Raw genomic sequence first — 26,037 nt, forward strand, 5'->3', positions numbered from 1 at the left:
CGCGGGCCGTCTCGCTGTAGAATGCCGTTTTGCCCGAGACCCACCCCATGGATGCCCAGAAGCCGGACGACGACACCCCGCCCCACATCACGAGCGCGACGCTGACCGATGTCGCGCGCGCCGCGGGCGTGTCGCCGATCACGGTGTCGCGCGCGCTGAACCAGCCGCAATTGGTCCGCCCCGGCACGCTGGCGCGCATCCAGGCCGCCGTGCGGGCAACCGGCTACGCCAGGAACGCGGCGATGGCCGGCCCGCGGACGGCGGCGCAGGGCGCCACCAAGCTGGTGGCCCTGATCCTGCCGACGGTGGCCAATCCCATCTTCGCCGACATGGTGCAGGCGGCCAGCGACAAGCTCACGGAGCGCGGCTACCAGCTGCTGCTGGGCCTGGCCGGCTACGAGCTGTGGCGCGAGGAGATCCTGGTGGAGACGGTGCTCAGCCGCCGGCCGGACGGCATCATCCTGACCGGCACCCTCCATTCGGACAACACCCGCAAGCACCTGCGGGACGCCCACATCCCCGTGGTCGAGACCTGGGACATGACGGCCTCGCCGATCGACATGCTGGTCGGCTTCTCGCACGAGGAGGTGGGGCACACGGTGGCGGCGCGGATGCTGGAGAAGGGCTACCGCCGCTTCGCCATCCTCACCGCCGCCGATCCGCGCGCGGCGCGCCGCAACCAGGGGCTGCAGGCGGCGCTGGCGCGGCAGGGCGTGAGCGTGGCGGCCACCGACGTGGTGCCGGTGCCGGCCAGCCTGCGACTGGGACGCGAGGGCTGCGCGCGGCTGCTGGCGGCGCATCCGGACATCGAACTGATCGTCTGCAGTTCGGACACGCTGGCGCAGGGGGCGCTGACCGAGGCCGCCAGCCGCGGCCTGCCGGTGCCCGGGCAACTGGCCATCATGGGTTTCGGCGACCTGAATTTCGCGGCCCACACCTTCCCGCCGCTGTCCAGCGTGCGGGTGGACGGCAACGCCATCGGCGCGCTGGCCGCGCAGGCCATGCTGCGACGGCTGCTGCCGGAGCCCGGCGCGCCCGCCGCGCGCAAGGTGATCGACACCGGCTTCGAGCTGATCGAGCGCGGCAGCACCTGAGAGGCTGAGCCGGAGGAGGCTAGGGCTCCCGGCGGACCCGCTCCGCCGGCGGCGCCGGCATGCTTTCCAGCGGGATGATCGCGCCGCGATGGGCGACCACGATGCCCGCCAGCCCGCAGCCGTAGGCGGCGGCCTCCGGCGGCGGCTGGCCGGAAAGGCGGGCCGCCAGGTAGCCAGCGTTGAAGCTGTCGCCGGCCGCCGTGGTGTCCACGGCCCGCACCGGCCGCCCGGCGACGGCCCGGGGCTCGATGCCGTGGCCGCCGACCAGGCATCCGGCCGAACCGGCCTTGATCACCACTTCGCTGGTCTTGTTGCGCAGGATGCGCGCCAGCATGGCTTGCGGGTCGGCGTCGCCATACAACTGCGCCTGGTCGTCGAAGCCGAGCAGCGCGTGGGTGCAGATGCGCAAAGCCTGGTCCAGCCAGAGCCGCGCCGGTTCCGCCTTCCACAACGCGGGCCGGTGGTTGTCGTCCACGATCACCCAGCCGCCGAGCTCGCGCACCCGCGTCGCCAGCGCGAGCAGCGCGGCGCGCCGCTCATCGTCCAGGATGGCGAGGGTGATGCCGGTCAAGAACAGCCAGCGGCAATCGGGCAAGGCCGCGTACAAGCGCGCCAGGTGGGCCTCGTCCAGCATGCCGCGCGCGGCCGACTGCGCGCGCCAGTACGAGAATTTCCGTTCGCCGGCGGCGTCGGTTTCGATGGCGTACAAGCCGGGCGTGCGCCCCGGCAGGCTGCACACCAGGCCGTCGTCGACGCCGTGGCGACCCATGTGCGCCCGGATGATGCCGCTCATCTGGTCGTCGCCCAGGGCGCTCACATAGCGCACCGGGAGCTCCGGCAGCAGGCGTTTCAGGTACACCGCCGTGTTGAAGGTGTCGCCGGCGGCGCTGTGCGACAAACGATCGGCCGACTCGGCGCGCAATTCGAGCATGCACTCGCCAACCAGCAGGAGTTGCGCCGTCATGCCGCCGCTCCCAATCGATAGACACCGCGCGCGTCGAGGACGACATCCTCGGTTTTGCCGCGATGGCGCAGGCGGACCTGCGCCCCCGGCGCCCCCTTGAGCAAAAGCGTGGCCAGTTTCCCGGCGCGCCAGGATAGATCGACCTGGAGGCCGCCGCGCGCTTTCAGTCCCTTGACCTGGCCCGATGGCCAGGCGGAGGGCAGCGCCGGGAGCAGGATGACTTCCCCGCCCCATGACTGGACCAGCATCTCCAGGATGCCCGCCGCGCCGCCGAAGTTGCCATCGATCTGGAAGGGCGGATGGGCGTCGAACATGTTGGGGTAGGTGCGTTGCGGACCGGTCAGCGCCTTCAGCACGGCGTGGGCGCGTTCGCCCTCGCCCATGCGCGCCCACAGGCACAGCCGCCAGGCCGTGCCCCATCCCGTGGCCAGGTCGCCGCGCTGGACCAGGCTGGCCTTGGCGGCGCGCGCCAGATCCGGCGTGTCGCGCACATTGACCTGGCCGCTCGGATAGACCGCGTACAGATGCGAGACATGGCGGTGCCGCTGCTCGGGCGCCCGCGCGTCCCAATCCTCCAGCCATTCCTGCAACTGGCCTTGCCCGCCGACCCGGTCGGCGGCGAGCCGCGACCGGCTTTGCCCGATTTGCCGCAGCAGCGCGTCATCGAGCTTGAGCAGCGTTCCCGCCTCGATGGTGTGGGCGAACAGGTCGCGCACGATCTGGCGGTCCATGGCGGGACCGGCGCAGAGCGAGGAACCGAAGGGATGCTGGTTTTCCGGCGACAGCGACGGCGACGTGAGCAGGCCGCGCCCCTTCGGGTCCTCGACCAGCGTGTCCAGGAAGAACTCGGAGGCGCCTTTCAGCAGCGGGTACAGCCGCCGCAGCACGGCCTGGTCGCGGCTGTAGTCGTAATGGTCCCACAAGGTGTTACACAGCCAGGCGCCGCCGCACGGCCATAGTCCCCACATCGGACCGTCGATGGGCGCCGCGGCGCGCCACAGGTCGGTGTTGTGGTGCGCCACCCAGCCGCGCGCGTTGTACATGGTCTTGGCGGTCCGCGCCCCCGTGGCCGACAGTTCCTCCACCATGCGCAGCAGTGGTTCGACGCAGGCCCCGAGCCCGGCCGCGTCGGCGAACCAGTAGTTCATCTGGGTGTTGATGTTGATCGTGTATTTGCTGCCCCATGGCGGATTGGTGCCTTCGTTCCAGATGCCTTGCAGGTTGGCGGGCTGGGTCCCGGGCCGGGAGGAGGCCAGCAGCAGATAACGGGCGTACTGGAAATACAAGGCCGCCAGCGCGGGATCGCCGGATGCCTCGGCGGCGGCGATGCGGACGTCGGTCGGCCGGGCCGCGCCGGCCGATCCGGTGGCGCCGCCCAGGTCGAGCGACACGGTGCTGAACAAGGCTTGGTGGTCGCGGATGTGATCGCGCTTGAGGGCGGCGTAGGACTTCCTTGCCGCCTGTTCGCTCTGGCGCCGGACGCTGGCGACCGGGTCGCCGCCGACGTCGTGGTAGTTGACATAGCTGGTGGCGGCCGCGATCAGCAGCGTCGCCGTGCGGGCGTTGCGCACCTTGAGCGCGCCGCCGGCGACGTCGACCTGGCCGTCGGTCAGGACCTTGACGCGCAAGGCGTAGCCCAGGCCGGCGGCCACCAGCGGCCCCGCCTCGTTGCGGCCGGTGATCAGGAGCGTGGCTTCGCCGTCGTCGGCCACGGTGACGCCGGCGCGCGGCGCGGCCGCCGCCTCGGTCATCAGCCAGTCGGTGGCCTCGGCTTCCACGAGGGAGGTCGCGGCCCCCTGGTAGTCGGGCGGCGTGAAGGGCACCTCGCGCGGACCGCGATAGGCAAGCTCGAAACCGAGCCGGCCTTTCAGCGCGTCCAGGTGGAAGACGATGACCTGGTCCGGCGCGGACGCGAAGCTTTCGCGGACAAAGCTCCCCGCCGGCGTCGTGTAGGAGGTATGGGCGGTCGCGGTGTCGAGATCGAGCCGGCGCTCGTATCGCGCGGGTTCGCGCCCGGCGTCGAAGGTCAGCAGGATATCCCCCAGGCTGCCATAGGCCATTTGAGCAAGCGGCTTGGCCATCATGCCGGCGCTGGCCAGATCCGTCGCTTCCTTGTATCTGCCCTCGGCGATCAGTTCGCGGACCCGGGGCAGGGTGGCCAGGGCGTCGGGGTTGTCCGGCGTGTAGGGCGCCCCCGCCCACAAGGTGTCCTCGTTGAGCTGAATGCGTTCCTGGGCGACCCGGCCGAACACCATGGCGCCCAGTCGGCCATTGCCGAGCGGTAGCGCTTCCTCCCAGCGCGCGGCCGGCTGGCGGTACCAGAGCGTGTTGACGCCTTTCGATGGCCCCGCGGCCTTGCCGAAGGCAAGGGAGGGCGCGGCATACAGGCCCGCCAAACCCAATAACAGAGTGCGCCGGGCGGAACTGAACAAATTGAATTTTCCCATGGACTGCTCCTTGATGCGGTCGGAGCATTATGGCATAGAATGTATTTTATATACAAAAAACATTCCGTTTGGCGTCAAGTTCCAGTCAGGATTCCTTGCTCAGCGCGAGCAGGTCCACCACCTGCATGCCGTCCAGGTCCTGCGTGGTGTTGCCGGCGAAGGCGGCGCGGCTGGGGGTGCCCTGTTTCAGCCATTGCCGCACCGCCGCCTTGACGCCGGCCTGCGTGCAGCCCAGCACACCGTCGCGGAAGCGCTGGCGCAGCGCCGTGTCGATGCCGCGCACCTTCAGCGTCCAGGCGTTGAGCACCGAGTCGAACGGGGAGGCGGGGCGGTCCAGCCCCTTGATCACGCAGATGATGGCCTCCTCCACTTGCTCGTCCGAGAATTCGGTCTCAAGCAACCGGTCGATGGCGGCGTGGAAGTCGGCGTAGGTGGCGGCCAGGCGGGGATCGCGGTAGGAACCCATGGTGAACAGGCCCGCGCTGCCCGCGTAGCTGGCCGAGCCGCCATAGGCCCCGCCTTTTTCGCGCAGGGCCTGGTGCAGCAACTGGTGCGTCAGCAGTTCGGCGGCCACCGCCAGGGCGGGGGCCTGCGGGTGCTTTTGACCGGGGACGGGCCAGGCGATGCTGCAGTGGTTGACCTGGCTGGCGGCGTGCAGGGCGAGGTTGGCGGGCCGGCCCGGGTCGGACCCGGGCTCGCGCCCGCGCGGGAGCGACGGATCGTCGGACCGCGCGGCCACGTCCGCCCGCGGCGGCGCGATCAACGCGGCCAGTTCGCGCGCGTCGTCGCCGGTCCCCGCGCACAGCACGGTGGCCTCGCAGGCGACGATTTGCGCGTGCACGCCGGCCAGGCGGGCGGCGATGCGCGCAATGCCCTCCGGCGTGCGCGCGAGGCGCTGCAGCTCGCCCAGGAAGGGCAGCGCGGCCACGCCGCCGGCGGCGTCCTCGAAGCGGCGCAGCGGCGACAGCGGCGCGGTGGCGGCCAGCGCGGCGTACACGTTGCCCGAATTGGCCAGCCCGTTCAGCCGGTTCTTCACCATGCGCTCGATCAGGAAGGCGATGCGTTCATGCTCGTCGAAGCGCGGGCCGCCGATGAAGGCGGCCAGCACCTCGGCCATGTTGCCGTGCTCCTCGCGCAGGCCGGTGACGAAGAAGTGCAGGGCCAGTTCCAGCGTGTCGTCGGCCTTGACGGAGGCCTCCAGGCTCAGTTTGAAGGCGGCCACCATGCGCTGTCTCCAGGCGCCGGCCTCCTCGTAGCCGTAGCCGTTCACGCCCAGGTCGCGCCGCAGGTCCGAGTACAGCTGCAGCCAGGGCCAGTCGGCCGCCGGCAGCGCGCTCACGTCGAACTGCACCCTGGCGTAGGAGATGCCGTTGGAGGCGATGGGGAAGATGTACTTGCCGTCCCGCGGCGCGGGGATGTCCGGCAGGACGCGCGGGGCCGGGCCGACGTCGCCCGGTTTTATGCGCGGCAGCACCGAGGTGTCCGACGCCAAGCCCTGGAGCGCCGCCAGCGCGGCGCTGTCGGCCTCGATGCGGGCGCGCTCGTCGTCGCCCAGCGCGGCCTGCGCGGCGGCCAGCCTTTCCTCCTCGATGGCGGCGCGCGCGGTGAAGTAGGCGGCGTCCGGCACGATGGTGGCGTCCAGGCGGGCCGGCGTGTCGAGCAGGGCGCGCACCAGGCCCTTGAAGAAACCGGGATCGGCGATGTCGCGTTCCAGCCGCAGCAGCACCGCGCCGGTGTCGAGGGCGCCGACCACGTCGCCGCCGCGCATGGCCACGGGCAGCGCCTGCAGCATGCGGTTCATCACGTTGGGCATGCGGCCGCTGGAGGTGTCGCGCTGGCCGTACTGGATGTCGCGCAGCGCCGCCCGCAGCGCCGAGTGGGGCACGCCGTCCTCGGCGGCCCGCTCCAGCGCGGCCAGGATGCGCGCGCGGGCGCTGGCCACCTGCTCCTCGGTCAGGCCGTCCATCCCCAGGTGGAACAGCATCTGGCGCGGGCTCGAATCCATGCCGTTCAGGCGCGACGGCCTGCCGTAGCCGGCCGACTCCATGGCCTTCTTCAGCGGCGCGGAGGCGTCGCCCAGCAGGCCCGCCTGCAGCAGGTTGGCGTGGTAATAGACGGTGGCGTCGGCCGACTCGCCCAGCAGCCACGCCAGCTGCAGGCCGAATTCATCGGGCCGCGCGGTCTGCGACGGCACGCGTATCGTGGTCTCGCGCGGCGTCCCGGCCTGCGCCAGCTGCGGCACGCGGCGCGGCGCGGCGCCGGGCAGCCTGGCCAGCACGCGCTCGGCGATCTGGCGCTGGATGTCGGCGGCGGGAATGGCGCCGGCCGTCATGAACACCGCCTGCGACGGATGGTAATGGCTGGCGTGGAAGTCCTTCAGCATCTGGTGGCTCAGGCCGGGGATCGCCAGCGGGTCGCCGCCGGAGATCACCTCGTAGGTCGTGCCCTTCAGCAGCGCGGCGCCGATGCCGTTGTACAGCGCGCGGATCGGGTCCGTGAACGCGCCCTTCATCTCGTTGAACACCACGCCCTGGTAACCGAGCTTGCCGTCCTCCAGCGTGTGGCGCCAGCCCTCCTGCAGGAAGTTCAGGTAATCGAGCCGCGGGAAGAAGGTGGCGTCCAGGTACACGTCGAGCAGGTTGAAGAAGTCGTTGCGGTCGGTGCTGGCGAACGGGTAGACGGTGCGGTCGGCGTACGTCATCGCGTTCATGAAGGTGGCGGTGGAGCGGCGCAGCATGGAGAAGAACGGGTCGCGCACCGGGTAGCGCTGCGAGCCGCACAAGGCCAGGTGCTCCAGGATGTGGGCGCGGCCGTCGTTGCTGTCGGGGACCGTGGGGAAGCCGACCAGGAAGGCCAGGTCGGCCTGGCTGGTCGCCAGGTGGATGTGGCGCGCGCCGGAGGAGGGCTCGACATACTCCTCGACGGTCGCTTGCAGGGTGGGGATCTGGTGGCTGCGGACTTGCTCGAACGTAATCACTGGCGTTTCCTAGGGGCGGGGACCGCCCTATCGTACGCCGATAGTCTGCGTTCAAGCAAATCCTGTTGCGTTAGCCGACGCGGATGTCCACATCGGTGTCAGGCACCGATGTGACTTTGGCAAGACATTTTTCCGCGCGGCTAGGGGGCGGCTAGGGCGCGAAACGGGCGGCGGGGTAGGCCTGGGCGGCGGCTTCGCGCAGGCCGGGCGCGCCGTCGCCGGCGATCGTCCGCGGCTCGCCCAGGCCGCGCTCCCGCAGTTCCCGCAGCACGTCGCGCCAGGGGAAGGGCTGGCCGGCGGTCCCGGCCCACAGCCCCAGCACGTCCTTGCCGCCGTCGGCCCGCAGGCCGAGCGCGAACAGCAGCGGCCGGTTGGCCGTGCCCTCGGGCGTGCCGTCCGCCGGGTGCCGTCTCGCGTACAGCACGCCGAAGTACAGCAGCTCGTGCGCGGACTCGAGCCGGCGCGCCTGCCAGCCGCCGACGTGCAGGGCCACCTCCGCGCTCAGCGTGCCGCCGAGTTCGGACCAGGCCTGCTCGCCGTACAGGCCGCGCAGGCGGGCCCGCAGTTCGTGCAGGGGCACGCCGCGCCCGTACAGGACGATGATGTCGTGGTCGAAGCCGGGAATGCTGCGCCGGTAGCGCGGCACCAGTTGCGGCACGAAGGTGGAGTGCCGCGCGCGGGGTACGGCCAGTTCCACCCTTCCCGCCGACGTGGCCACCGTTTTCGGCGTGCTGCCGTTGCGGTAGTTGCCGCATTGCGCGCTCTCCCGCACGGCCTGGCGCAGCAGGTGCTGCTTCAGCTCCGCGCCCAGCATGCATTCGGCCAGCGCCTTCATCAGGCGGACCGTCATCCCGGAACGGCTGAGCAGCGCGGCGGCGCTGTGCAGGCGCGCCTCCTCCAGCAGTTGGTCGACCAGCCCGTCCGCCGAGCTTCTGGCCGGAACAGCCGCCCGCCCAAGTTCGCAAATTACGCCCATCTCGCGGTGCCCCTTCCATCTTGTATACATTGTCGCGGTCACGCGCCGGCCGGAATCCGGCGCGTACCCCTGCCGCCGGACTCCCCCGGCCAGGTTCAGATCTTGCCTTCGCCGCCGCCGCCGACCATGTCGCCGATGCCCTGCGCGACTTCGGCGGGCACGCCCAGCGCCTGGAGCACCGTCGCCAGCACGTCGCCGGCCTTGGAATTGTCGCCTTTTTCGCCGGCGCCGCCCGTGCCGCCCTTGTCGCCCTTGCCCTTGCCCTTGCCGGTCAGCTGATCCAGCAAGTCCTGGAGCGGGCTTTTCTCGCCGTCTTCCAGCGGGTTGTTCTTGTTGGTCAGCAGGTCCTTCAGCATTTCCTTCAGGGCCTCTTCCCGCTTCCACTGCGGGGCGTTCTGGTCGCCCACCGTCTTGGCCAGGTCGCCCAGGGATTTGTCCTTGATCTCGTTCTGGAAGTTCTTCTGATCGACCGGGTTTGGTGCCTGGGTGCCGCTAATGCCGTTGAGAGCCATGTGAATCTCCTAGTGTTGATTGCGTTGGATAAGAGTGCTTGTTGCATCCATAGGTGGTGGCGGGACGACAACAGTTCCATCGCACAACTATCTTCGACATTAATTGAAAAATAAATCGAACTAAATTCTGTGTGCTGCCACATATTCCCGAACGAGCCGCGCCAAGCCCGTTCTTTCCGCGAAATGCCACTTATTAGGAGCTCTCATGTCGCGCAACACCAACCACAATTTTGTGCTGAACAACATTCGTCACCTGGACGAGAAGTTCAAGAAGATCACCGAGCAGGAAACCGACTTCCTGCGCCGCCAGTCGGCGGGGGAGAAGCCCGATCCTAACGAGTTCGTCAAGCTGCTGGAGCAGCAGTCCGTCACCGGCACCGCCATGACGGCGCAGTTCAATCTGTACCAGAAGCCCCTGAAAACCGCGCTGACCGATTCGCGCTGACACCATGCGGATCGACGATCTAGCGCAGCCGCGGGGCCTGCCCCTGGACGAGCCGGTCGGCATCGACGGCGAGACCGTGTACCTGCGGCTGCATCAGGACGGCGCCGAACTGGGCGCCCATTTCCAGGAGGCGGGCGGCGGCCGGCAGGTCGAGGACGCCATGCAGCTGGGCTTCCAGAGCGCGCTCGAGTTCGACGCCGGCTGGGCGCTGTCGGACGACGGCGCAGTCCTGCTGCTGACGCGCTGGCTGCCGGACGCCCGGGGCTGGGCCGACGCGCAGGAGGCGCTGGCGCAGCTGCTGGATCAGCTCGAGTTGCTGCGCACGGTGGCGGCGATCGCCACCGCCAAGCCGGACCACGGGAGCAGCCGCGAGGAGCGGCTGATACGAAGCAAGCTGATGAGGGAGAACCGATGAACATGCCACGCATCGCGCAGGGCTGGCTGCTGGCCGCGCTGGCCGGCGCCATCCTGTGCTGGACGCCCCCCGCCGGCGCGGCGGTGCCGGCGTCGTGGAAGGAGACCGGCTTCGCCATCGAGCCGTCCGGCATGACCCTGCGCCAGGTGCTCGAGCAGTTCGGCCAGGTCTACGGCGTGCAGCTGTCGCTGGGCGTGGCCAACCTCGCCGTCAAGAAGGAGAAGTTGCGCGCCGACGGCGGCGCCGAGTTCCTGGACCGCCTCGCCCAGCAGTACCGCTTCCGCTGGTTCGTCTACGGCGACACGCTGCACGTCGTGCCGCGCGAGGAAAACACCTCGGTGCGCCTGGAGGTGGGGGAGGACGCCGTGCAGGACGCCAAGGGGGTGCTGGTCGGCATGGGCCTGTACGACAGCCGCTTCGGCTGGGGCGAGCTGCCCGACGAGGGCATCGTGGTGATCAGCGGGCCGCGCGAGTATGTGCGGCTGGCGCGCGAGATCCTGCTGCCCGACCAGGCCAAGGTGGCCAGGAAGGAGCGGCAGATCATGCTGTTCCGCCTGAAGTACGCCAGCGCCACCGACCGCGTGATCAGCGCCCGGGGCAAGAGCGAAACCATCCCCGGCATCAAGTCCATCCTGTCCAGGCTGATCTTCGAGCAGCCGGACAGCAAGGTCGAGGACCCCTCCACCCGCTACGAGCGCAGCAGCCAGAAGCGCTCGCGCAAGCCGGACAACGGCAAGGGCGAGGCCAGGGAGGTCGGAAAGATCCCGTTCCCCGCCTGGGGCAAGCCGGCCGGCGACGCCGCCAAACTGCCGCTGCCCGCGCCCCGCGCCGACGCCGGCGAGGAGGACGAGCGCGAGGAGCGCGCGCCGCGCGGCGCCAAGGCGGCGGCCGGTGGCAACGTCCCGCCCCGCATAGAGGCGGACCCGTCGCTGAACGCCATCATGATCTACGACCTGGTCAGCAAGCGCGCCATGTACCAGTCCCTCATCGACCAGCTGGACGTGCAGCCGCAGCAGATCGAAATCGAGGCGCTGATCATCGACATCGACCGCAACAAGCTGTCCGAGATGGGGGTGGAGTGGGGCGTGCGCAGCGGCCAGGGCAACGTGGTCGGCCGCGTCAACGCCACGCAGGACGACGGCAAGGGGCTGGAATTGCCGCTGCCCGGCTCGACCCTGCTGATCAGCAACGCCGCCCGCTTCTACGCCCGCCTCAAGGCCATGGAGGGCAACGGCGAGGCGCGCGTGCTGGCCACGCCCACCGTGCTGACCCTGAACAACGTGGCCGCCGTGCTCGACCTGAGCCAGACCCGCTACATGCCGCTGGTGGGCGAGCGCATCGCCGACCTGGCCGACATCACCGCCGGCACCATGCTGCGGGTGATTCCCCGCATGGTGCAGGACGGCGCGGCGACCCGGGTGCGGCTGGAGATCGACATCGAGGACGGCGCGCTGGGCGACAGCGGCGCCAACGCCAATGTGACCCGTTCCACCATCAGCACCCAGGCCATCATCGAGCCGCAGCAAACGCTGATGATAGGCGGCTACCGGGCCGAGTCGCTGTCGGCCAAACGCAACAAGGTTCCGCTGCTGGGCGACGTGCCCGTGCTCGGCCACCTGTTCCGCAACGACACCGCGTCCGAAAGCAACCGCGAGCGCCTGTTCCTGATCACGCCGCGGCTGGTGGGGGTGGGCGGCATGGCGGCGGCGCCGGTTTCCAGGGCCGCCGAGTCGGCCCAGCAACGGCTGGCGCAGGCCGCGAAGCCGGACGCCCCGGCCCGTGTGGCGGTGGCGGAGGCGCCTGCGCCCGCGGCCCCGGCCGACCAGCCAGGGCCCGCCATCCAGGCGCGCGAACCGGCCACGGAAAAGCCGTCCTGGGCCGCCGTTCCCGAGAAGCGCGCGAAGGTCCGTTGCCGGCGCGCCAAGGCCGATGGTACGGGAGACGCCCCGCCTGTCAATCCGCAAAATTACTAGTGGTTGAACCAGTTACAACTTGGAATTAAATATTGCGCCATGGAAAATATTGAGCTATCGTCCGCTCCTGAAGATGAACCTTTGCGGAGCATCACGGCATTAACCGGCGAGTCGTGTCCTGGATCAATACCGGACGCGAAACCTCCAAGACAGCAAGCCATGCGCCTAGAGAGCGCCTAGAAAAAAGGAGACAAGCATGCATTTTGCAAGTCACGGACCTCTACAGTACCACAAAAAACTGCTCGCAGGCTCGCTGGGCGTCGTCCTTTGCATGGGAAGCGCTGGCTGCTTCGCCGCGTCCTCGGTGCATACGGGCTTGAAAACGTTTTCAAGCCCCGCGTCCCCCCTGGCCGACAAGGCGCTGGGCTTGAAACTCGACCTCGGCCCGGCCATGAGCGACGACGATTGCGAGGAGGACTACGCCGACCTGATGGACGCGGCGGCCGCCTCCGGCAACCGCGCCCGCGCCGCCGACGCCGCCAAGCCCGCCGCCGGCCAGGCGCAGGCGGCGAAACCGGCCGCCCCCGCCACGGCCGCGCCCGTCGCGCCACCGCCACCGCCGCCCGCGCCGGCCTGGGAAGTGACGCCGGCCGACAAGACATTGAACACCGTGCTGGCGCGCTGGGCCGCGGCCGCCGGCTGGCAACTGGTGTGGGAGCTGCCGGTGGATTACGCGGTGGGCTTGCGCACCGAGGTCCGCGGCACCTTCGCCGAGGCGGTCGGGATGGTGACGAAGAGCATGGCCACCGCCGAGATACCGATGAAGGCGATTTTCTACGAAGGCAACCGCGTGCTGCGCATCGTCCCGAAAGGAAGCGAATAATGACCGCCAAACTCCGCGCCGCGCTGCCGCGTCCGCTTCCACTGCTGTTGCTGCCGTCCTTGCTGCTGTTGTCGGCCTGCACCGGCCTGTCGCAACAGATCGACAGCCGCGTCGACCAGTCCTCCGACACGGTTTCCAGGCTCGTCAAGGAAACCGGGCGCGCCGCCCCGGGTGTCGTCGCCAAGCCGCCGGCCGCGGTCACCCACGAGGCGGGAATATGGCTGGGCCAGGAAGTGGTCAAGCTGGGCAAGCCCGCGCTGCCGGCCGTGTTCCACCAGGAAGCGACCTTCGACAAGACCGTGTCGTCCCTCGCGGAACTGGCCGAGCGGCTCAGCCTGCGTTCCGGGCTGCCGGTCAAGGTCACGCCGGACGCGCAGGGCATCGCCGAAGGGGCGCGCGGCGCGAACGGCGCGGCTGGCAATGCGCCCGCCGGCGCGACGGGCGCCGCCCCGGCCGCCCAAGGCGGCTTCGCGCCGATGCCGATGCCGATGCCCATGCCCATGCCCATGCCGATGGGCGCGCCGCGTCCGGGCATGGCCGGCGGGGCCTCCCAGCAGGGCGGCGCGGCGCCGCAGATCCGCATCTACTACGCGGGCGGCAACTTCAAGGGCTTGCTCGACACCGTCGCCGCGCGCTTCGGCGTGTCGTGGAAGTATGCCGACGGCGCCATCCAGTTCTACCACACCGAATCGCGCACCTTCCAGATCAACACGCTGCCCGGCGACGCCTCCTTCAGTGCGCAGGTCGCCAGCGGCGCCTCCTCGGCCGGTGGCGGCGGCGGTGGCGCGGGCGGCGGCTCGGGCGGCGCGGGCGGCGCGTCCGGCGGCTCGGGCAACGGCCTCACCGCCAACAACATGCAGAACACGGCGGTGGCCTCGCGCCTGTCGGTCTACGGCAGCATCGAAAGCGCGGTCAAGGCCATGCTGTCCGGCTACGGCAAGGTCGTGGTCTCGCCCGCCACCGGCTCCATCACCGTGGTCGACACGCCGGACACGCTGGAGCGCGTGGCCGCCTATATCGACAACGAGAACAAGACCCTGTCCAAGCAAGTGGTGATCAACGTGACCGTGCTGTCGGTGAACCTGAGCGACGACGAGAACTACGGCATCAACTGGGACCTGGTGTACAGCACCCTGAGCGAGAAGTACAAGCTGACCAGCGCCTTCCCCTCCAGCGTGGAGGCGAACCGCCTCACCGCCGGCATCGTCGGCAATTCGCGCTTCGCCGGCAGCACCGCCATCATCGACGCCCTGTCCAAGCAGGGCAAGGTGCGGCGCGAGACAACCGCCTCGGTCATCACCCTCAACAACCAGCCGGTCCCGCTGCAGGTGGCGAAGCAGACCTCCTATCTGCAGTCCTCGCAGACCGCCGTGGTGGCGCAGGTCGGCACCACCACCACGCTGGTGCCGGGCACCGTCACCTCCGGCTTCAACATGAGCATCCTGCCGCACGTGCTCACCAACGGCACGGTGCTGCTGCAATTCTCGACCGACATCTCCTCGCTGCGCCGCATCCGCGAGGTGCAGAGCGGCACCAGCAAGATCGAGTCGCCCGAGATCGACACCCGCAACTTCCTGCAGCGCGTGGCCCTGAAGTCGAACGAGACCCTGATCATCAGCGGCTTCGAGCAGACCGACGACAACCTGGACCGCCAGGGCGTCGGCGACGCCCGCAACGCGGTGCTCGGCGGCGGCATCAAGACGCGCACCAGCAAGGAATCGATCGTGATCCTGATCACGCCCGTCACGATTGGCACCTGACCCGGGGAATACGGCATGGCGATCCATATCCTCCAAATAGAAAAGCACCGCTTCGTCTGCGGCCTGTTCTGGCAATCGCTGTCCCGCCCGCGCGAGCTGGCCAAGGAGGCGCGCGAACTGGCCAGGAAGATCGAATCGGACCTGCTGGTGCTGCGCACCGACCATTCGACCGCGCAGGCCGGCTTCGCCCACAGCTCCGAGGGTGCGCGCCGCGGCATGTTCTCGCTGGGCGCCATCGTCTCCAAGACGCTGGCCATCGAGGGCGCGTTCTACGACGGCGAAAAGCAGCGCGTCCACAACTGGCTGGCGGCCCTCAAGCTGCCGGACGGGAAATGGGCCTACTTCGCGGTGCGCGACGCCAACTTCCTGCCCAACGGCGACTTCGCCGGCACCAAGGAGGAAGTGCTCGAACGCCTGCACGGCGACTATGGCCTGGGCGGCTGGAACGTGGTGATCGGCGACGAGGAGCTGGCCGACTACGGATTCCACAATTTCGAGGCGCGCAGCATCGAGAGCCTGATCCCGCACCGCAAGGACGGCCGTATCAGGCCGCACCGTTGGTGGGGCCTGCAGCCGCTGCGCCGGCGCCGGCCACGCTGGCCGATCGCGGTGGCGGCCGCGCTGGCGCTGGCCGCCATCGGCGGCGGCCTGTATTGGCAGCACCAGAAGCGCCTGAAGGCCGAGCGCGAACTGGACGCCGCCATCGCGGCGGCGCGCCAGAAAATGCTGGCCGCGCCCACGGTGCAGCCGCCGCCCTGGGGCGCCAAGCCGGCGCCGCTGCGCACGGCCCAGGCCTGCGTCGAGCGGCTGGCCCACCTGGCGCCCGGCGGCTGGCTGCTGGACACCTATGTCTGCACCGGCGACCAGGTGCGCTACACCTGGTCGCGCCAGGCGTCGACGGTGGCCATGCTGCAGGCGCAAGTGCCCAAGGCCGAGTTCGACCTGAGCGGCGAGAAGGCCAGCCACGCCGAGCCGCTCAAGCTGGAGCGCAACGCCGCCGAGGCGCTGCTGGCCCGCAAGGAGCTGATGGAACCAATCCTGTCCCGGCTGCAACTAATGGGGGTGCCGCTGATGTTGGCGAACGCGGCGCAGAAAGCCGCGCCGAACGCCGTCGGCCAGGGCGCGCCGCCGCCGGAGTGGCAGACCTACGCGTTCAAGATCGATACCGTCGGCCTGGCGCCGGTGACGGTGGCGGCGGTGCTGGAGCGGCCCGGCGTGCGTATCGACCAGTTGATTTTCCGTGGCGGGCGGTGGTCCATAGAGGGAGTGATGTATGTCAAATAACACGAAACGCGCGGGCCGGGTCGCCGTCTTGACCGCCGCCTTGCTGGCCGCCTCGCTGTCCTGCGGCGCGGCGTTCGCCGACCCCACCTCCGACAAGCTCACCCGCATCGAGGAGGAGACCCTGCTGCTCAAGGCGCGCGAGCGCCAGCTGGACGTCCAGGCCAGCATCCTGAGCAAGCAGGGCGACATCGCCGCGAAACAAAGCGCGATCAGCCAGGCGGCGCAGACGCAGACGCCGAAGCAGGGCGACCCGGTGCTGGTGGGGGTGGAGGGCATCGGCCGCGCCATGTTCGCCACGCTGCAACTGGGCGACGGCAGCATGGTCGAGGCGCAGGCCGGCGACGTGCTGGCCAACGGCATGCGGGTGCTGTCCATCGCGCCGGGCAACGTGGTGGTCGCCAGCGGGACGAAGAAGCGCGAGAAGCGCGTCCGCCTCGCCCAGCAGGCGCCGCGCCAGTCCGCCGCCTATCCGGTCCTGCCGCCGCCCATGGCCCTGCCGTTGCCCATGTCGCAGCCGTCGGCGGCGCCGAAGGGAGGCGCGCGATGAACCTGTTCGCCCTGAAAAACGCGGAGGCCGACGCCGCCTCCCGCTCCGACCGCCTGGACCAGAACCGTGGCGGCTGCGACTTTTCCGGCGCCGCCGTGGCGAGCCGCACCGGCGTGTTCGAGGCCAGCGGCGAGGAGAAAAAGCTGCTCTGCCTGCTGAGCGACGGCCGCCTGCTGGTCGCCGAGGGCCAGAGCCTGAACCCGCACGTGCTGTCCTACCAGGCCAGGCTGGAGAAGATGCACCGGCCGTTCCAGGTGGTGTTCACCAAGATCGAGACCATCGCCCGCACCTACCAGGGCGGCGTGGCCGGCGGCGGCGCCGAGCGCCACGAGGCGCATTCGATGATGCAGGTGACCGCCAAGGACCTGCTGAGCAAGGCCTGCGGCGCGCGCGCCTCGGACATCCACATCCGCGTGAAGAAGAACTGCACCGAGATCCTGTTCCGCATCCACAACGACCTGGTGCCGGCCGGCAGCCAGACGCGCGAATACGGCGAGCGCCTGCTGGCCACGCTGTATGGCGCCATGACCTCGGTTTCCGACAACTCCTACAAGCCCATGGAGCGCCAGGACGCCGCCATCTCCGACCGCGACAAGCTGCCGCCCCGCCTGTACGGCGTGCGCATCGCCACCGCGCCCACCAGCGAGGGCATGGTGATGGTGCTGCGCCTGCTGTACAACGACGCCGGCGACAACGTCGACGTGCGCCCGCTCGGCTTCAGCGACACCCACGCGGCGCTGCTGCAGCAGCTGAAGGAACAGCCGATCGGCATGAACATCATCAGCGGCCCCACCGGCTCCGGCAAGTCGACCACCTTGCAGCGCATCCTGAGCGGCGAGATCATCGAGGCCGAGGGCAAGCTGCACGTGCTCACCGTGGAAGACCCGGTCGAGTACCCGATCGACGGCGCGGTGCAGACCGCCGTCACCAACGCCAGCTCGGAGGCCGACCGCTCGCGCCAGTTCGCGGCGGCGATCTCGAACGCCATGCGGCTCGACCCGGACGTGATCATGATCGGCGAGATGCGCGACGCCGCCTCGGCCCAGAACGCGCTGCGCGCCGCCATGACGGGCCACCAGGTCTGGACCACGGTGCACGCCAACAGCGCGCTGGCCATCGTCGACCGCCTGGTCGACCTGGGCCTGGCGCTCAGCCTGGTGGCCGACCACACCATCATCACCGGCCTGATCAGCCAGCGCCTGGTGAAGGTGCTGTGCCAGCACTGCTGCAAGCCGCTGGTGGAGCATCCGCACGAATTGCCCCCGGCCGCCTATGCGCGGGTGCAGCACGCGGTCGGCGGCCACATGCACCGGGTGCGCATCGCCGGCCCCGGCTGCGAGCACTGCAAGCAGCAGGGCACCATCGGCCGCTCCGTGATCGCCGAGGTCATCGTGCCGGACGACCAGTTCTTCAAATACATCCGCGCCGGCGAGAAGACGGAGGCCATGGCCTACTGGCTGCACGAGCTGGGCGGCAAGACCATACGCGAGCACGCGATCGAGAAGATCGCCGCCGGCCTGGTAGACCCGCGCATGGCTGAAAAGGTGGTGGGCCACCTCTCCACGGTGCCCTCGCAAGACGCGCCGCGCCACTCCCCGGAGATGATGCATGCGGTTTGACGCGACCCGCTGGTGGGCGAAAACCCAGTTCACGGACGCGGTGCGGGTGCGCCTGTACCGCAAGATCGCCAAGATGCTGGCCAACGGCCTGCCCTTGCTGCGCATCCTGGAGGTGCTGCGCGACCGCGCCTCGCACAACGGGCGCAAGCCGGGCGAGCCGCTGGCCATCGTGCTGGACGACTGCCGCCGCCTGGTGCAGAACGGCCGCATGCTGGCCGAGGGCCTGGAGTGGTGGGCGCCCAAGACCGAGCGCATGATCCTGATGGCCGGCGCGCAGTCCGGCCACATGGAAACCGCGCTGCTGGCGGTGATCGACGTGGTGCAGGCGCAGCGCAAGATCAAGGCGGTGATCATGGCGGGCATCGCCTATCCGATGGCGATCCTGTTCCTGATCCTGGTCTACATCTACATGTTCGGCACCAAGGTGATTCCGGAGTTCACGCGCATCGTGGATCCCTCGCACTGGCGCGGCGCGGCCAAGTCGCTGTACATCATGTCGGTGCTGGTGCAGGACTGGATGCTGCCTTTCGTCATCGTGCTGGTGCTGGCGCTGGCCGGCCTGGTGGCCTCGCTGCCGCGCTGGCGGGGCGACGCGCGCATCTTCTTCGACCGCTTCGCGCCGTTCTCGATTTACCGGCTTGTGGTGGGCAGCGGTTTTCTGCTGGCCTTCTCGGCCCTGCAGTCGGCCGGCGTCACTGTCGAGAAATCGCTGACGCGCCTGTCGGACCTCGCCGACCCGTGGCTGCAGGAACGCCTGGACGGCGCGCTGCTCGGCGTGCGTTCCGGCCTCAATTGCGGCGAGGCGCTGCGCAACGCAGGCTACGGTTTTCCATCCGACGAGGTGGTCGACGACTTGTGCGTGTATGCCGAGTACCGCGGCTTCGGCGAGGCGCTCAAGCTCATGGCCGACGAGTGGATGGAGGAGGGCATCGCCCAGGTTAGCCTTCAGATGAAGATACTGAACGGCTTTTCGATCGCCACCCTGGCGATCGTGATTGGATGGCTGGTGACCGGCTTCTTCGGCATCCAGCATGAAATTGCAACAATGACTCGCGCAGTACATTGAACCGCCAACAAAAAATAATCAACTGGAGAATCCCATGAAAAACGCAAAACCATTCGTTTCCCGCGCACCATCCAACCGCGCACGCCAACGCGGCGCCTCCCTGCTGGAGGGAATTGCTTACCTGGGCGTCGCCGCCTTGGTGGTGTTGGGTGCCGTGTCGCTGCTGACCGGCGCCTTCGGTAGCGCAAAGTCCAATCAGACAGCGGAAGAAGTAGTTGCCTTGCGCACGGTCGTACGCAAAATGTATACGGGGCAGGCATACAACGCCGACAGCGCGATGCAGGCAAATCTGATCACCGGCAAAGCCATTCCCAACACGCTGAGGGTCGTCACCGGAACGCCTTCGACTATAAACAATACTTGGGGCGGGACGGTCGCTATCGCGGCAACCAGTGCAACTGCATTCACCATTACCTACACCCTCGTGCCGCAGGACGTATGCGTCAGTGTGGTCAGTGGTGCGAGTGGCTGGACGCAAATCAGCGATGGAGCGAGTGCCACCGTTACGACGTTCCCGGCCCCAGCCACCTCAGCGGCGGCCGTCTGCGCCTCCGCCACCAACACGGTCGTCTTCACGGCAAACTAAGCCTTGCAAACCGGCGCGGCGATTCCGATGCGATCCAACCCAACCCTGGTGGATGTGACGACGGCGAACAACGTCAGGGAATTGGAGTTTTCGGATCTTTACCTTGGCCATCCAGCGCTGCAAGACCGTGTGGCCGATGTGCCGGGCGCCGCGTTCAATCCGCTGCCGGCCGGCCCATTGCTGCGGGACGATCTCGCGCGGCTGACCGTGGCCTGCACGGAGCAACGGAGCAGGGCGCCCGACCCGGACGAATTCAAGGTCGCCTACGACGGAGCCTGCTATCGGGTCGCCACCATGCCGGCGCGGGCCGGCGACGTGTTCGTGGTGCGCCGCATGGCCACCGCCGTCAGCTCGCTGGCGGAACTGGGCGTTCCGCAGGCCTACATCCGCCGCATGATGATGCCCGGCCTGTCAGGCTTGTTCATCGTCTCCGGCGCGATCAAGTCGGGCAAGACGATGACCGCCGGCGCCATGCTCAAGGACCGGCTCGGCCTGCACGGCGGCGTCGCGGTGACCGGGGAAAACCCCATCGAGTTGCCGCTGGAAGGGCTGCATGGCCACGGGGTCTGTTTCCAAACCCTGTTGCCGCGCGAGCCGGGCGCCCTTCCCGAGGCCATGCGCAACATCATGCGCTGGCGCGCCGGCACCATCCTGATCGGTGAGATCCGCGACGAGGAAAGCGCGACCGAATTGCTGAAGGCGAGTTTCAACGGCTACCTGGTCATCACCACCATGCTGGCCGAGGACGTGGTGCAGACCGTGACGCGGCTGAACGCCTTGCTCGGCGAACGGCGGCCGGGCAACGCGCACGCGCTGCTGGCGGAAGGCCTGCTCGGCGTGCTGCACCAGCAGATAGTGCATGGCGCCAGGCACGCGCCGAGACTGGAAACGGAGTTCCTGTTCCTGAAGGACGCACCCGTCACGAGGGCGGTGCTGCGCAAGGGAGAGTTCGAGCTGCTGACGTCGGAGATGCGCCGGCAGATGGCTGAAATGATAGGTGAAAACGCCTCGGCGCGCAGATTCGTGCCGGGTTGAACCAGGGAGGCTGCAATGTGGAGTGCGATAGTCGTGTTCGTGATGGCCGCGTTGACCGGTTTCTACATGATGCCGGCCGAACGCACCCGGATGGCGGTGCAAAAACAGGAGGCGCGCGAAGTGGCCGAATCCATGGCGATCTACCGCCAGGCGGTGGTCGCCTACTTCAAGGCCAACGACGTGACCGATACCAGCATCGACATCGCCACCCTGAACGCCTCGGGCGCGGTGCCGGCCTGGTCCAAGCTGTCCACCAGCCCCGCCACCGTCACCTGGGCCAACTACCGCGACGCCACGGGCGTCATCTACATCTACTCGGCCAACGCGGCGCCGGCCAACATCGTGAGCGAGGTGCTGAAGCTGTCCCGCAACGCGCTGACGGTCGGCATCTACCGGGCCGCGGACCAGTCGCTGTATTCGCCGGCCGATGGCAGCCGCGTGACGCTGCCCTCCGCCGGCAGTGCCGGCATCCCGGACGCGGCGCTGGTCTGGCTGGCCGCGCGCGATTGAGGAGGGCGCCATGATCTTCAAACGCACACAGCGGGGCCTGACGCTGATAGAAACCCTGGGCGCGCTGGCCCTCGCATCGATTCTGCTGGTGGGCTTCTCCTCGGCCGTGGCCGCCTGGCTGGACGACGCCAAAGGACAGCAGACCTCGCTGCACCAGGCGCAGGTGGCGGTGGCGGCCAGCAAATACATCGCGGCCAAGCACGCGGAACTGTTGCTCAACACCACGGGTGGCGCCGCCGCCGCGATCTCGGCGGCGCAACTGCAGGCGGACGGCTTCCTGCCGGAGGGCTTTTCCGGCACCAACGCGTTCGGGCAGGCCGCGTGCGTGCTGGTGCTGCAAACGGTGCCCGGCAAGCTGGACGCCCTGGTGGCGACCCACGGCGGCACGGCGATCCCGGAGCGCGATCTGCCGCAGATGGCCATGCAGGCGGGCCAGGGCGGCGGCTACATCAGCGCCGCCGCGCCTGGCCTCGCGCGCGGCGCCTCGTGGGCGCTGCCCACCACCAGCTACCGCGACATCGCCTGCGGCGCCGGCGCGCCGGTGCTGACGGGCGCGGCCAGCGATGGCGGGCACCTGGTGTCCAACCTGTTGCACGACGGCCCGGGGCAATTGCCGCAGGACTTCCTGTCCCGCGAAGCGGTGCCGGGACGGCCGGAGGCGAACCGCATGAACACGCCGCTGCACCTGGCGCCGGGCACCGGCGCGCAGGCGGTGGAGGACGACGCCGCCGATCCGCGCTGCACCGCCGCCGGTGGCGACGGCAAGGTCGCCGTCGACGCGTCCGGCCGGATGCTGAGCTGCCAGGCCGGCGTGTGGCGGCGCCAGGGTTCCGGCTTCTGGCGCGACCCGGTGCCGTCCCACGCAAGCCTTCCCGCCAGCGGCAACCAGGCCGGAGAGACGCGCATGGTGACCGGATTGAACCGCGCCTTCACCTGGAGCGGCGCGGCCTGGGAAGCCCTGGCGGTGGACCGGAACGGCGATTTCCTCGTGCCGGAAACGCTGCGCGCCAATTTCATCCGGGTGAGCCGGACCGTGGTGAAGAACACGGCCTGCGCTCCCGACGGCGCGATCGCCAGCGACGCCACCGGCCTGGCCCTGTCCTGCCAGTCGGGCCAGTGGCGCAATCCCCTCGAGTTCCGCCTCTCCGCGCTGGTGTACGACCAGGAATGGACGGCGCACGTCGGCGACGGCACGGTGGTGGACACCTACATCGACCTCACCGCGCTGCCGGGACCGCGCCCGCTGTACCTGACGGGCTACGCCTTCTGCCACGCGACGGGGTACCCCCGGGCGTACGCCTACGTCAACATGCTCGACGCGGCCAACAACGGCTACATCGCCGGCGGCTGCATGTCCCGGCCCGACAACGGCGGCGCGGGCGTGCTGAACAAGGGCAGCTTCGGCCTGCAGGAGATTCCCGAGAATGTCACCCGGCTGCGCCTGCACCGGGAGGTGGAGGTGGGGGCGGGGCCGACCGACTACATCAACATTGCAATCAAAATCTACACCAGCGAATAGGCCGCATCCATGCATAGCACCAAACGCCGGCAGCAAGGCATGACCGTGATCGAAACCCTGGCCGCGCTGGCCGTCGCCTCGGCTTTGCTGCTGGGCTTGTCCGCGATGATCGACACCTCGCTGGACGACGCCAAGGGCCAGCAGGCCGCGCTGCACCAGGCGCAGGTGGTGGACGGCGCGCACCGCTACATCACGGCGAACTACGCGGACCTGATGGCCGCCACGGCGGGCGGCGCGGTCGCCCCCGTCACGGTCGCGGAGTTGAGGGCGGGGGGCTTCCTGCCGGATGGCTTCTCCAGCACCAACGTCTTCAGCCAGACCTCGTGCGTGCTGGTGCGGCAATCGGCGGCCGGCAAGTTGAACGCGCTGGTGGCGGCCTTTGGCGGCACCGCGATCCCGGAGCGCGACCTGGCCCAGGTGGCGATGCAGGCCGGCCAGGGCGGCGGTTACATCAGCGCCGCCGCGCCGGGCACCGCGCGCGGCGCGTCGTGGCAGCTGGCCACCTCCGACTATCGCGACGTGCCATGCGGCGGCGTGACCGTGCTGACGGGAGCGGCGGCCGACGATGGCGGGCATCTGGTGTCGAGCCTGTTCTATGACGGCCCCGGGCAGTTGACGCAGGACTTCTTGTATCGCAACGCCGTGCCGGGACGGCCGGAACTGAACCAGATGAACACGCCGCTGCACCTGGCGCCGGGCACCGGCGCGCAGGCGGTCGAGGACGACGCCACCGATCCGCGCTGCACCGCCGCCAGCGGCAGCGGCAAGCTCGCCGTCGACGCGTCCGGCCGCATGCTGAGCTGCCAGGCCGGCGTGTGGCGGCGCCAGGGCTCCGGCTTCTGGCGCGACCCGGTGGCGGCCCACGCCGATCTGCCCATCACCGGCAGCCAGACCGGGGACACCCGCATGGTGACCGGATTGAACCGCGCCTTCACCTGGAGCGGCGCGGCCTGGGAAGCGCTGGCGGTGGACCAGAACGGCGATTTCCACGTGCCCGAAACCCTGACCGCCAATCTGATCACCCTGAACCAGACCGTGACGCGCAACGCCGCCTGCGGCACCAACGGCACGCTGGCCCGGGACGCCGCCGGCGAGACCCTGTCCTGTCAATCCGGACTGTGGCGCAGCGCGCGCGGCGTACGCCTCACCAACCGCGTCTACCAGCAGGGCTGGGAACTGGTTCCCGGCGACGGCGTGCGCGATCTGACGATCGACCTGGCGGCGCTGCCGGGCGCGCGCCCGCTGTACGTGACGGGCTATTCCACCTGCCACGCCACCGCGTCCGCCAAGGCGCAGGTGTCGGTCAATATGCTCGACACTAGCGGCGCCGCCATCGCCTACGTCGGCGGCTGCCTGTCGCAGCTCGACAGCGCGGGCACGGGTGTGCAGAACCTGGGTGACATCGGCCTGCAGAAGATCCCCGAGAACATCACCCGGCTCCACCTGTACATGGAGCCGGGCGCGGCGGCGGGCGACTACATCACATTCGTGCTGATCATCTACAGCGAATAGACGGCATGGGGAGACGATAACAATGATAAAAAACGCGCAACGCGGCATAACGCTGATAGAAACCATAGGCGCGCTGGCGCTCGGCTCCTTGATACTGGTGGGGATGACGGCCATGATCGACGCCTCGGTGGACGACGCCAAGGGGCAGCAGGCCGCGCTGCAGCAGGAGCAGGTGGCGAACGCGGCCAGCCGCTACATCGCCGCCAACTACGCGGACCTGGTGACCGCCACCACCGCCGCCGGCGGCGCGGTCGCGGTCACGCTCGCGCAGCTGCAAACGGCCGGCTTCCTGCCGGCCAGCTTTTCCGCGACCAACGCCTTCAGGCAGGCCTCGTGCGTGCTGGTGCGGCAGGATGTGGCCAGCAGGCTCGATTCCCTGGTTGCGACCTTCGGCGGCACCGCCATCCCGGACCGCGACCTGCCGCTGGTGGCCATGCTGGCCGGCCAGGGCGGCGGCTACATCAGCGCGGCGGTCCCTGGCACCGCGCGCGGCGCCTCCTGGGAGCTGGTCACCACCAACTACCGCAATGTCGCCTGCGGTGGCACGGTGGTGCTGACCGGCGCCGCCGCCAACGACGGCGGCCATCTGGTGTCCAGCCTGTTCCACGACGGCCCCGGCCAGCTGTCGCAGGACTTTTTGTACCGCAACGCCGTGCCCGGGCGTCCGGAGCTGAACCAGATGAACGAACCGATCACCATGGCCGGCGACGGCCTCGTCGCGCTGGGCGCCGCCTGCGGCGCCAACGCCGCCCTGGCGATGGACGGCACCAGCAGGGCCCTACTGGTGTGCGGCACGGACGGCCTGTGGCAGTCCGCCACAGCCTCTTCATGGAAGGCACCGGTGGCCACCCACCTCGCCTTGCCCACCACCGGCAACACCGCCGGCGATGTGCGCATGGTGACCGACGTGAACCGGGCGTTCACCTACAGCGGCACCGGCTGGGTCGCCATCGCCGTCGACCAGAGCGGCAACATGAGCATGGAGGGCACGCTGACCGCCGCCCAGGTGGCGACGAGCGGGAACGTCGCCGCGCTGGGCAAGGTGAGCGGCGTAGGCGGTGTTGAAGGCAATTGGGTGAAGGGCGTGTATTGGCTCGAAGGACCCTCCCTCTATATCAATGCGCCGATCGCTCCGGGAACGGCCTGCCACATTCCCAACGGCTCGGGGGGACACTCCTTGGCGATCGGCACCTTCTCGCACGATGGAAACGGCCAACTGCTTGCCTGCATGGCGCCGGACAATGTATTCAAATATCAGAACGGAACACTGACGCCATGAAACCAATCGACCACCAGCGCGACCACCGGCGGCCCGCCGCGCGCATCGCGTGGGTGCCGCGCCTGTGCCGGCTCGTGGCCGCCGGTGCCATGCTCGCCTGCGGCGGCGCCAGCGCCTGCTGGGAGGACGCCGCCGCGCGCTACGGCGTGAACCCCTACGTGCTGTACGCCATCGCCAAAACGGAATCGGGCCTCAACCCCTCCGCCATCAACCGCGCCAACAAGAACGGCTCCTACGACATCGGCCTCATGCAGATCAACAGCGCCTGGCTGCCGACGCTGCGCAAGCACGGCATCGACGAGGCGCAGCTGTGGGACGCCTGCACCAACATCCACGTCGGCGCCTGGGTGCTGGCGCAGAACATGCGCCGCATGGGCAACTCCTGGGAAGCCGTCGGCGCCTACAACGCGCGCGACGCGCAACTGCGCGTCAAGTACGCGCTCAAGGTCTACCGCAACATCCCGCAGCAGGCGATGGAGGGACAGCGCTGAGGGCTGTTGCCGGTTTTTAAAATTCGGGAAGCACGACCGTAGGATGGACTGAGCGCTTGCGCGATTCCGTCCAGGTTGAATTGTGGCTAAATTATTATAAAATTGATAATTACGAGGAAGTTATTCGGCGGGATACCGGATGGAAACGATCGCCTTCGCCGACGGCACGAACTGGGATGTAGCCACCACGCTGAGCAAGCTGA

The 26,037-nt window shown here is 69.1% G+C and carries 22 protein-coding genes and 1 pseudogene; 18 read left to right on the top strand and 5 right to left on the bottom strand.

All coding sequences use genetic code 11. The features are described 5' to 3' along the window. The first annotated feature begins 47 nt into the window (after positions 1 to 47). Complete coding sequence (locus BM436_RS22865) at positions 48 to 1,094, top strand: LacI family DNA-binding transcriptional regulator (RefSeq protein ID WP_093557846.1); 1,047 nt, start codon at positions 48 to 50, stop codon at positions 1,092 to 1,094. A gap of 19 nt (positions 1,095 to 1,113) precedes the next feature. On the opposite strand, the gene BM436_RS22870 is transcribed toward BM436_RS22865, so the two are convergent. From BM436_RS22870 to BM436_RS22890, 5 genes are all read right to left on the bottom strand, one after another. Next, positions 1,114 to 2,058: a sugar kinase gene (locus BM436_RS22870; protein ID WP_093557847.1), complete on the bottom strand. Its 945-nt coding sequence runs from the start codon at positions 2,056 to 2,058 to the stop codon at positions 1,114 to 1,116. After that, the gene (locus BM436_RS22875; RefSeq protein WP_093557848.1) at positions 2,055 to 4,505 is read right to left on the bottom strand and encodes a glycoside hydrolase family 95 protein; all 2,451 of its coding nucleotides are present in this window, start codon (positions 4,503 to 4,505) and stop codon (positions 2,055 to 2,057) included. The genes BM436_RS22870 and BM436_RS22875 overlap by 4 nt, the downstream gene beginning before the upstream one ends. Positions 4,506 to 4,590: 85 nt before the next feature. Beyond that, on the bottom strand, positions 4,591 to 7,482 hold the full coding sequence (locus BM436_RS22880) for an insulinase family protein (protein ID WP_093557849.1): 2,892 nt from the start codon (positions 7,480 to 7,482) through the stop codon (positions 4,591 to 4,593). Between the two features lie 151 nt (positions 7,483 to 7,633). Beyond that, positions 7,634 to 8,458, bottom strand: a complete 825-nt coding sequence (locus BM436_RS22885) for a transposase (protein WP_177307435.1) — start codon at positions 8,456 to 8,458, stop codon at positions 7,634 to 7,636. Between the two features lie 95 nt (positions 8,459 to 8,553). Continuing rightward, positions 8,554 to 8,970 (bottom strand): hypothetical protein, encoded by a 417-nt coding sequence (locus BM436_RS22890; protein ID WP_093557851.1) that lies wholly within the window; start codon positions 8,968 to 8,970, stop codon positions 8,554 to 8,556. A 205-nt stretch (positions 8,971 to 9,175) separates the two neighbouring features. Here BM436_RS22890 and BM436_RS22895 point away from each other — a divergent pair, with 205 nt between their 5' ends. The 17 genes and pseudogenes from BM436_RS22895 to BM436_RS38720 all read left to right on the top strand — a co-directional run. Continuing rightward, positions 9,176 to 9,415, top strand: coding sequence for a hypothetical protein (locus tag BM436_RS22895; RefSeq protein ID WP_093557852.1), 240 nt, complete (start codon positions 9,176 to 9,178; stop codon positions 9,413 to 9,415). Positions 9,416 to 9,419: 4 nt separating this feature from the next. Then, the gene (locus tag BM436_RS22900; protein WP_093557853.1) at positions 9,420 to 9,830 is read left to right on the top strand and encodes a hypothetical protein; all 411 of its coding nucleotides are present in this window, start codon (positions 9,420 to 9,422) and stop codon (positions 9,828 to 9,830) included. Then, a complete protein-coding gene (sctC, locus tag BM436_RS22905; RefSeq protein WP_093557854.1) occupies positions 9,827 to 11,803 on the top strand; it encodes a type III secretion system outer membrane ring subunit SctC in 1,977 nt (658 codons plus the stop codon). The genes BM436_RS22900 and sctC overlap by 4 nt, the downstream gene beginning before the upstream one ends. A 316-nt stretch (positions 11,804 to 12,119) precedes the next feature. Beyond that, the gene (locus tag BM436_RS22910; RefSeq protein ID WP_229490626.1) at positions 12,120 to 12,626 is read left to right on the top strand and encodes a toxin co-regulated pilus biosynthesis Q family protein; all 507 of its coding nucleotides are present in this window, start codon (positions 12,120 to 12,122) and stop codon (positions 12,624 to 12,626) included. Continuing rightward, entirely contained in the window at positions 12,626 to 14,386 is a 1,761-nt protein-coding gene (gene pilN, locus BM436_RS22915; protein WP_093557856.1) for a PilN family type IVB pilus formation outer membrane protein, read from the top strand. Before BM436_RS22910 ends, pilN begins: the two co-directional genes overlap by 1 nt. Positions 14,387 to 14,401: 15 nt before the next feature. After that, positions 14,402 to 15,670, top strand: a complete 1,269-nt coding sequence (gene pilO2 / locus BM436_RS22920) for a type 4b pilus protein PilO2 (RefSeq protein ID WP_093557857.1) — start codon at positions 14,402 to 14,404, stop codon at positions 15,668 to 15,670. After that, positions 15,660 to 16,217 (top strand): type IV pilus biogenesis protein PilP, encoded by a 558-nt coding sequence (gene pilP / locus BM436_RS22925; RefSeq protein ID WP_093557858.1) that lies wholly within the window; start codon positions 15,660 to 15,662, stop codon positions 16,215 to 16,217. Before pilO2 ends, pilP begins: the two co-directional genes overlap by 11 nt. Further along, on the top strand, positions 16,214 to 17,836 hold the full coding sequence (locus BM436_RS22930; protein WP_093557859.1) for a GspE/PulE family protein: 1,623 nt from the start codon (positions 16,214 to 16,216) through the stop codon (positions 17,834 to 17,836). Before pilP ends, BM436_RS22930 begins: the two co-directional genes overlap by 4 nt. After that, positions 17,826 to 18,902 (top strand): type II secretion system F family protein, encoded by a 1,077-nt coding sequence (locus BM436_RS22935; protein WP_093557860.1) that lies wholly within the window; start codon positions 17,826 to 17,828, stop codon positions 18,900 to 18,902. Before BM436_RS22930 ends, BM436_RS22935 begins: the two co-directional genes overlap by 11 nt. 34 nt (positions 18,903 to 18,936) lie before the next feature. Then, on the top strand, positions 18,937 to 19,488 hold the full coding sequence (locus BM436_RS22940) for a type 4 pilus major pilin (RefSeq protein WP_093557861.1): 552 nt from the start codon (positions 18,937 to 18,939) through the stop codon (positions 19,486 to 19,488). Between the two features lie 27 nt (positions 19,489 to 19,515). After that, positions 19,516 to 20,523, top strand: a complete 1,008-nt coding sequence (locus tag BM436_RS22945) for an ATPase, T2SS/T4P/T4SS family (RefSeq protein WP_143133284.1) — start codon at positions 19,516 to 19,518, stop codon at positions 20,521 to 20,523. A gap of 15 nt (positions 20,524 to 20,538) precedes the next feature. Then, a complete protein-coding gene (gene pilM, locus BM436_RS22950) occupies positions 20,539 to 21,033 on the top strand; it encodes a type IV pilus biogenesis protein PilM (RefSeq protein WP_143133285.1) in 495 nt (164 codons plus the stop codon). A 10-nt stretch (positions 21,034 to 21,043) separates the two neighbouring features. Then, the gene (pilV, locus tag BM436_RS22955; RefSeq protein ID WP_093557864.1) at positions 21,044 to 22,552 is read left to right on the top strand and encodes a shufflon system plasmid conjugative transfer pilus tip adhesin PilV; all 1,509 of its coding nucleotides are present in this window, start codon (positions 21,044 to 21,046) and stop codon (positions 22,550 to 22,552) included. Between the two features lie 9 nt (positions 22,553 to 22,561). Then, positions 22,562 to 24,064, top strand: coding sequence for a shufflon system plasmid conjugative transfer pilus tip adhesin PilV (pilV, locus tag BM436_RS22960; RefSeq protein WP_093557865.1), 1,503 nt, complete (start codon positions 22,562 to 22,564; stop codon positions 24,062 to 24,064). A gap of 22 nt (positions 24,065 to 24,086) precedes the next feature. After that, on the top strand, positions 24,087 to 25,343 hold the full coding sequence (pilV, locus tag BM436_RS22965; RefSeq protein WP_093557866.1) for a shufflon system plasmid conjugative transfer pilus tip adhesin PilV: 1,257 nt from the start codon (positions 24,087 to 24,089) through the stop codon (positions 25,341 to 25,343). Next, entirely contained in the window at positions 25,340 to 25,834 is a 495-nt protein-coding gene (locus tag BM436_RS22970) for a lytic transglycosylase domain-containing protein (protein ID WP_093557867.1), read from the top strand. The genes pilV (BM436_RS22965) and BM436_RS22970 overlap by 4 nt, the downstream gene beginning before the upstream one ends. A 127-nt stretch (positions 25,835 to 25,961) precedes the next feature. Further along, positions 25,962 to 26,018: pseudogene (locus tag BM436_RS38720) on the top strand (calcium-binding protein); the annotation flags it as partial. Between the last annotated feature and the right edge of the window lie 19 nt (positions 26,019 to 26,037).

Source organism: Pseudoduganella namucuonensis, from assembly GCF_900116645.1.
Classification (GTDB): Bacteria; Pseudomonadota; Gammaproteobacteria; order Burkholderiales; family Burkholderiaceae_D; genus Rugamonas; species Rugamonas namucuonensis.

What these genes read in the sequence shown, in the direction of transcription:
- BM436_RS22945 (WP_143133284.1), top strand. Translation starts at nt 19,516, where the DNA reads ATGCGATCCAACCCAACCCTGGTGGATGTGACGACGGCGAACAACGTC.
- BM436_RS22865 (WP_093557846.1), top strand. Translation starts at nt 48, where the DNA reads ATGGATGCCCAGAAGCCGGACGACGACACCCCGCCCCACATCACGAGC.
- pilM (WP_143133285.1), top strand. Translation starts at nt 20,539, where the DNA reads ATGTGGAGTGCGATAGTCGTGTTCGTGATGGCCGCGTTGACCGGTTTC.
- BM436_RS22930 (WP_093557859.1), top strand. Translation starts at nt 16,214, where the DNA reads ATGAACCTGTTCGCCCTGAAAAACGCGGAGGCCGACGCCGCCTCCCGC.
- BM436_RS22870 (WP_093557847.1), bottom strand. Translation starts at nt 2,058, where the DNA reads ATGACGGCGCAACTCCTGCTGGTTGGCGAGTGCATGCTCGAATTGCGC.
- BM436_RS22875 (WP_093557848.1), bottom strand. Translation starts at nt 4,505, where the DNA reads ATGGGAAAATTCAATTTGTTCAGTTCCGCCCGGCGCACTCTGTTATTG.
- pilO2 (WP_093557857.1), top strand. Translation starts at nt 14,402, where the DNA reads ATGGCGATCCATATCCTCCAAATAGAAAAGCACCGCTTCGTCTGCGGC.
- BM436_RS22900 (WP_093557853.1), top strand. Translation starts at nt 9,420, where the DNA reads ATGCGGATCGACGATCTAGCGCAGCCGCGGGGCCTGCCCCTGGACGAG.
- pilP (WP_093557858.1), top strand. Translation starts at nt 15,660, where the DNA reads ATGTCAAATAACACGAAACGCGCGGGCCGGGTCGCCGTCTTGACCGCC.
- pilV (WP_093557866.1), top strand. Translation starts at nt 24,087, where the DNA reads ATGATAAAAAACGCGCAACGCGGCATAACGCTGATAGAAACCATAGGC.
- BM436_RS22885 (WP_177307435.1), bottom strand. Translation starts at nt 8,458, where the DNA reads ATGGGCGTAATTTGCGAACTTGGGCGGGCGGCTGTTCCGGCCAGAAGC.
- sctC (WP_093557854.1), top strand. Translation starts at nt 9,827, where the DNA reads ATGAACATGCCACGCATCGCGCAGGGCTGGCTGCTGGCCGCGCTGGCC.
- pilN (WP_093557856.1), top strand. Translation starts at nt 12,626, where the DNA reads ATGACCGCCAAACTCCGCGCCGCGCTGCCGCGTCCGCTTCCACTGCTG.
- BM436_RS22890 (WP_093557851.1), bottom strand. Translation starts at nt 8,970, where the DNA reads ATGGCTCTCAACGGCATTAGCGGCACCCAGGCACCAAACCCGGTCGAT.
- BM436_RS22935 (WP_093557860.1), top strand. Translation starts at nt 17,826, where the DNA reads ATGCGGTTTGACGCGACCCGCTGGTGGGCGAAAACCCAGTTCACGGAC.
- BM436_RS22940 (WP_093557861.1), top strand. Translation starts at nt 18,937, where the DNA reads ATGAAAAACGCAAAACCATTCGTTTCCCGCGCACCATCCAACCGCGCA.
- pilV (WP_093557864.1), top strand. Translation starts at nt 21,044, where the DNA reads ATGATCTTCAAACGCACACAGCGGGGCCTGACGCTGATAGAAACCCTG.
- pilV (WP_093557865.1), top strand. Translation starts at nt 22,562, where the DNA reads ATGCATAGCACCAAACGCCGGCAGCAAGGCATGACCGTGATCGAAACC.
- BM436_RS22970 (WP_093557867.1), top strand. Translation starts at nt 25,340, where the DNA reads ATGAAACCAATCGACCACCAGCGCGACCACCGGCGGCCCGCCGCGCGC.
- BM436_RS22895 (WP_093557852.1), top strand. Translation starts at nt 9,176, where the DNA reads ATGTCGCGCAACACCAACCACAATTTTGTGCTGAACAACATTCGTCAC.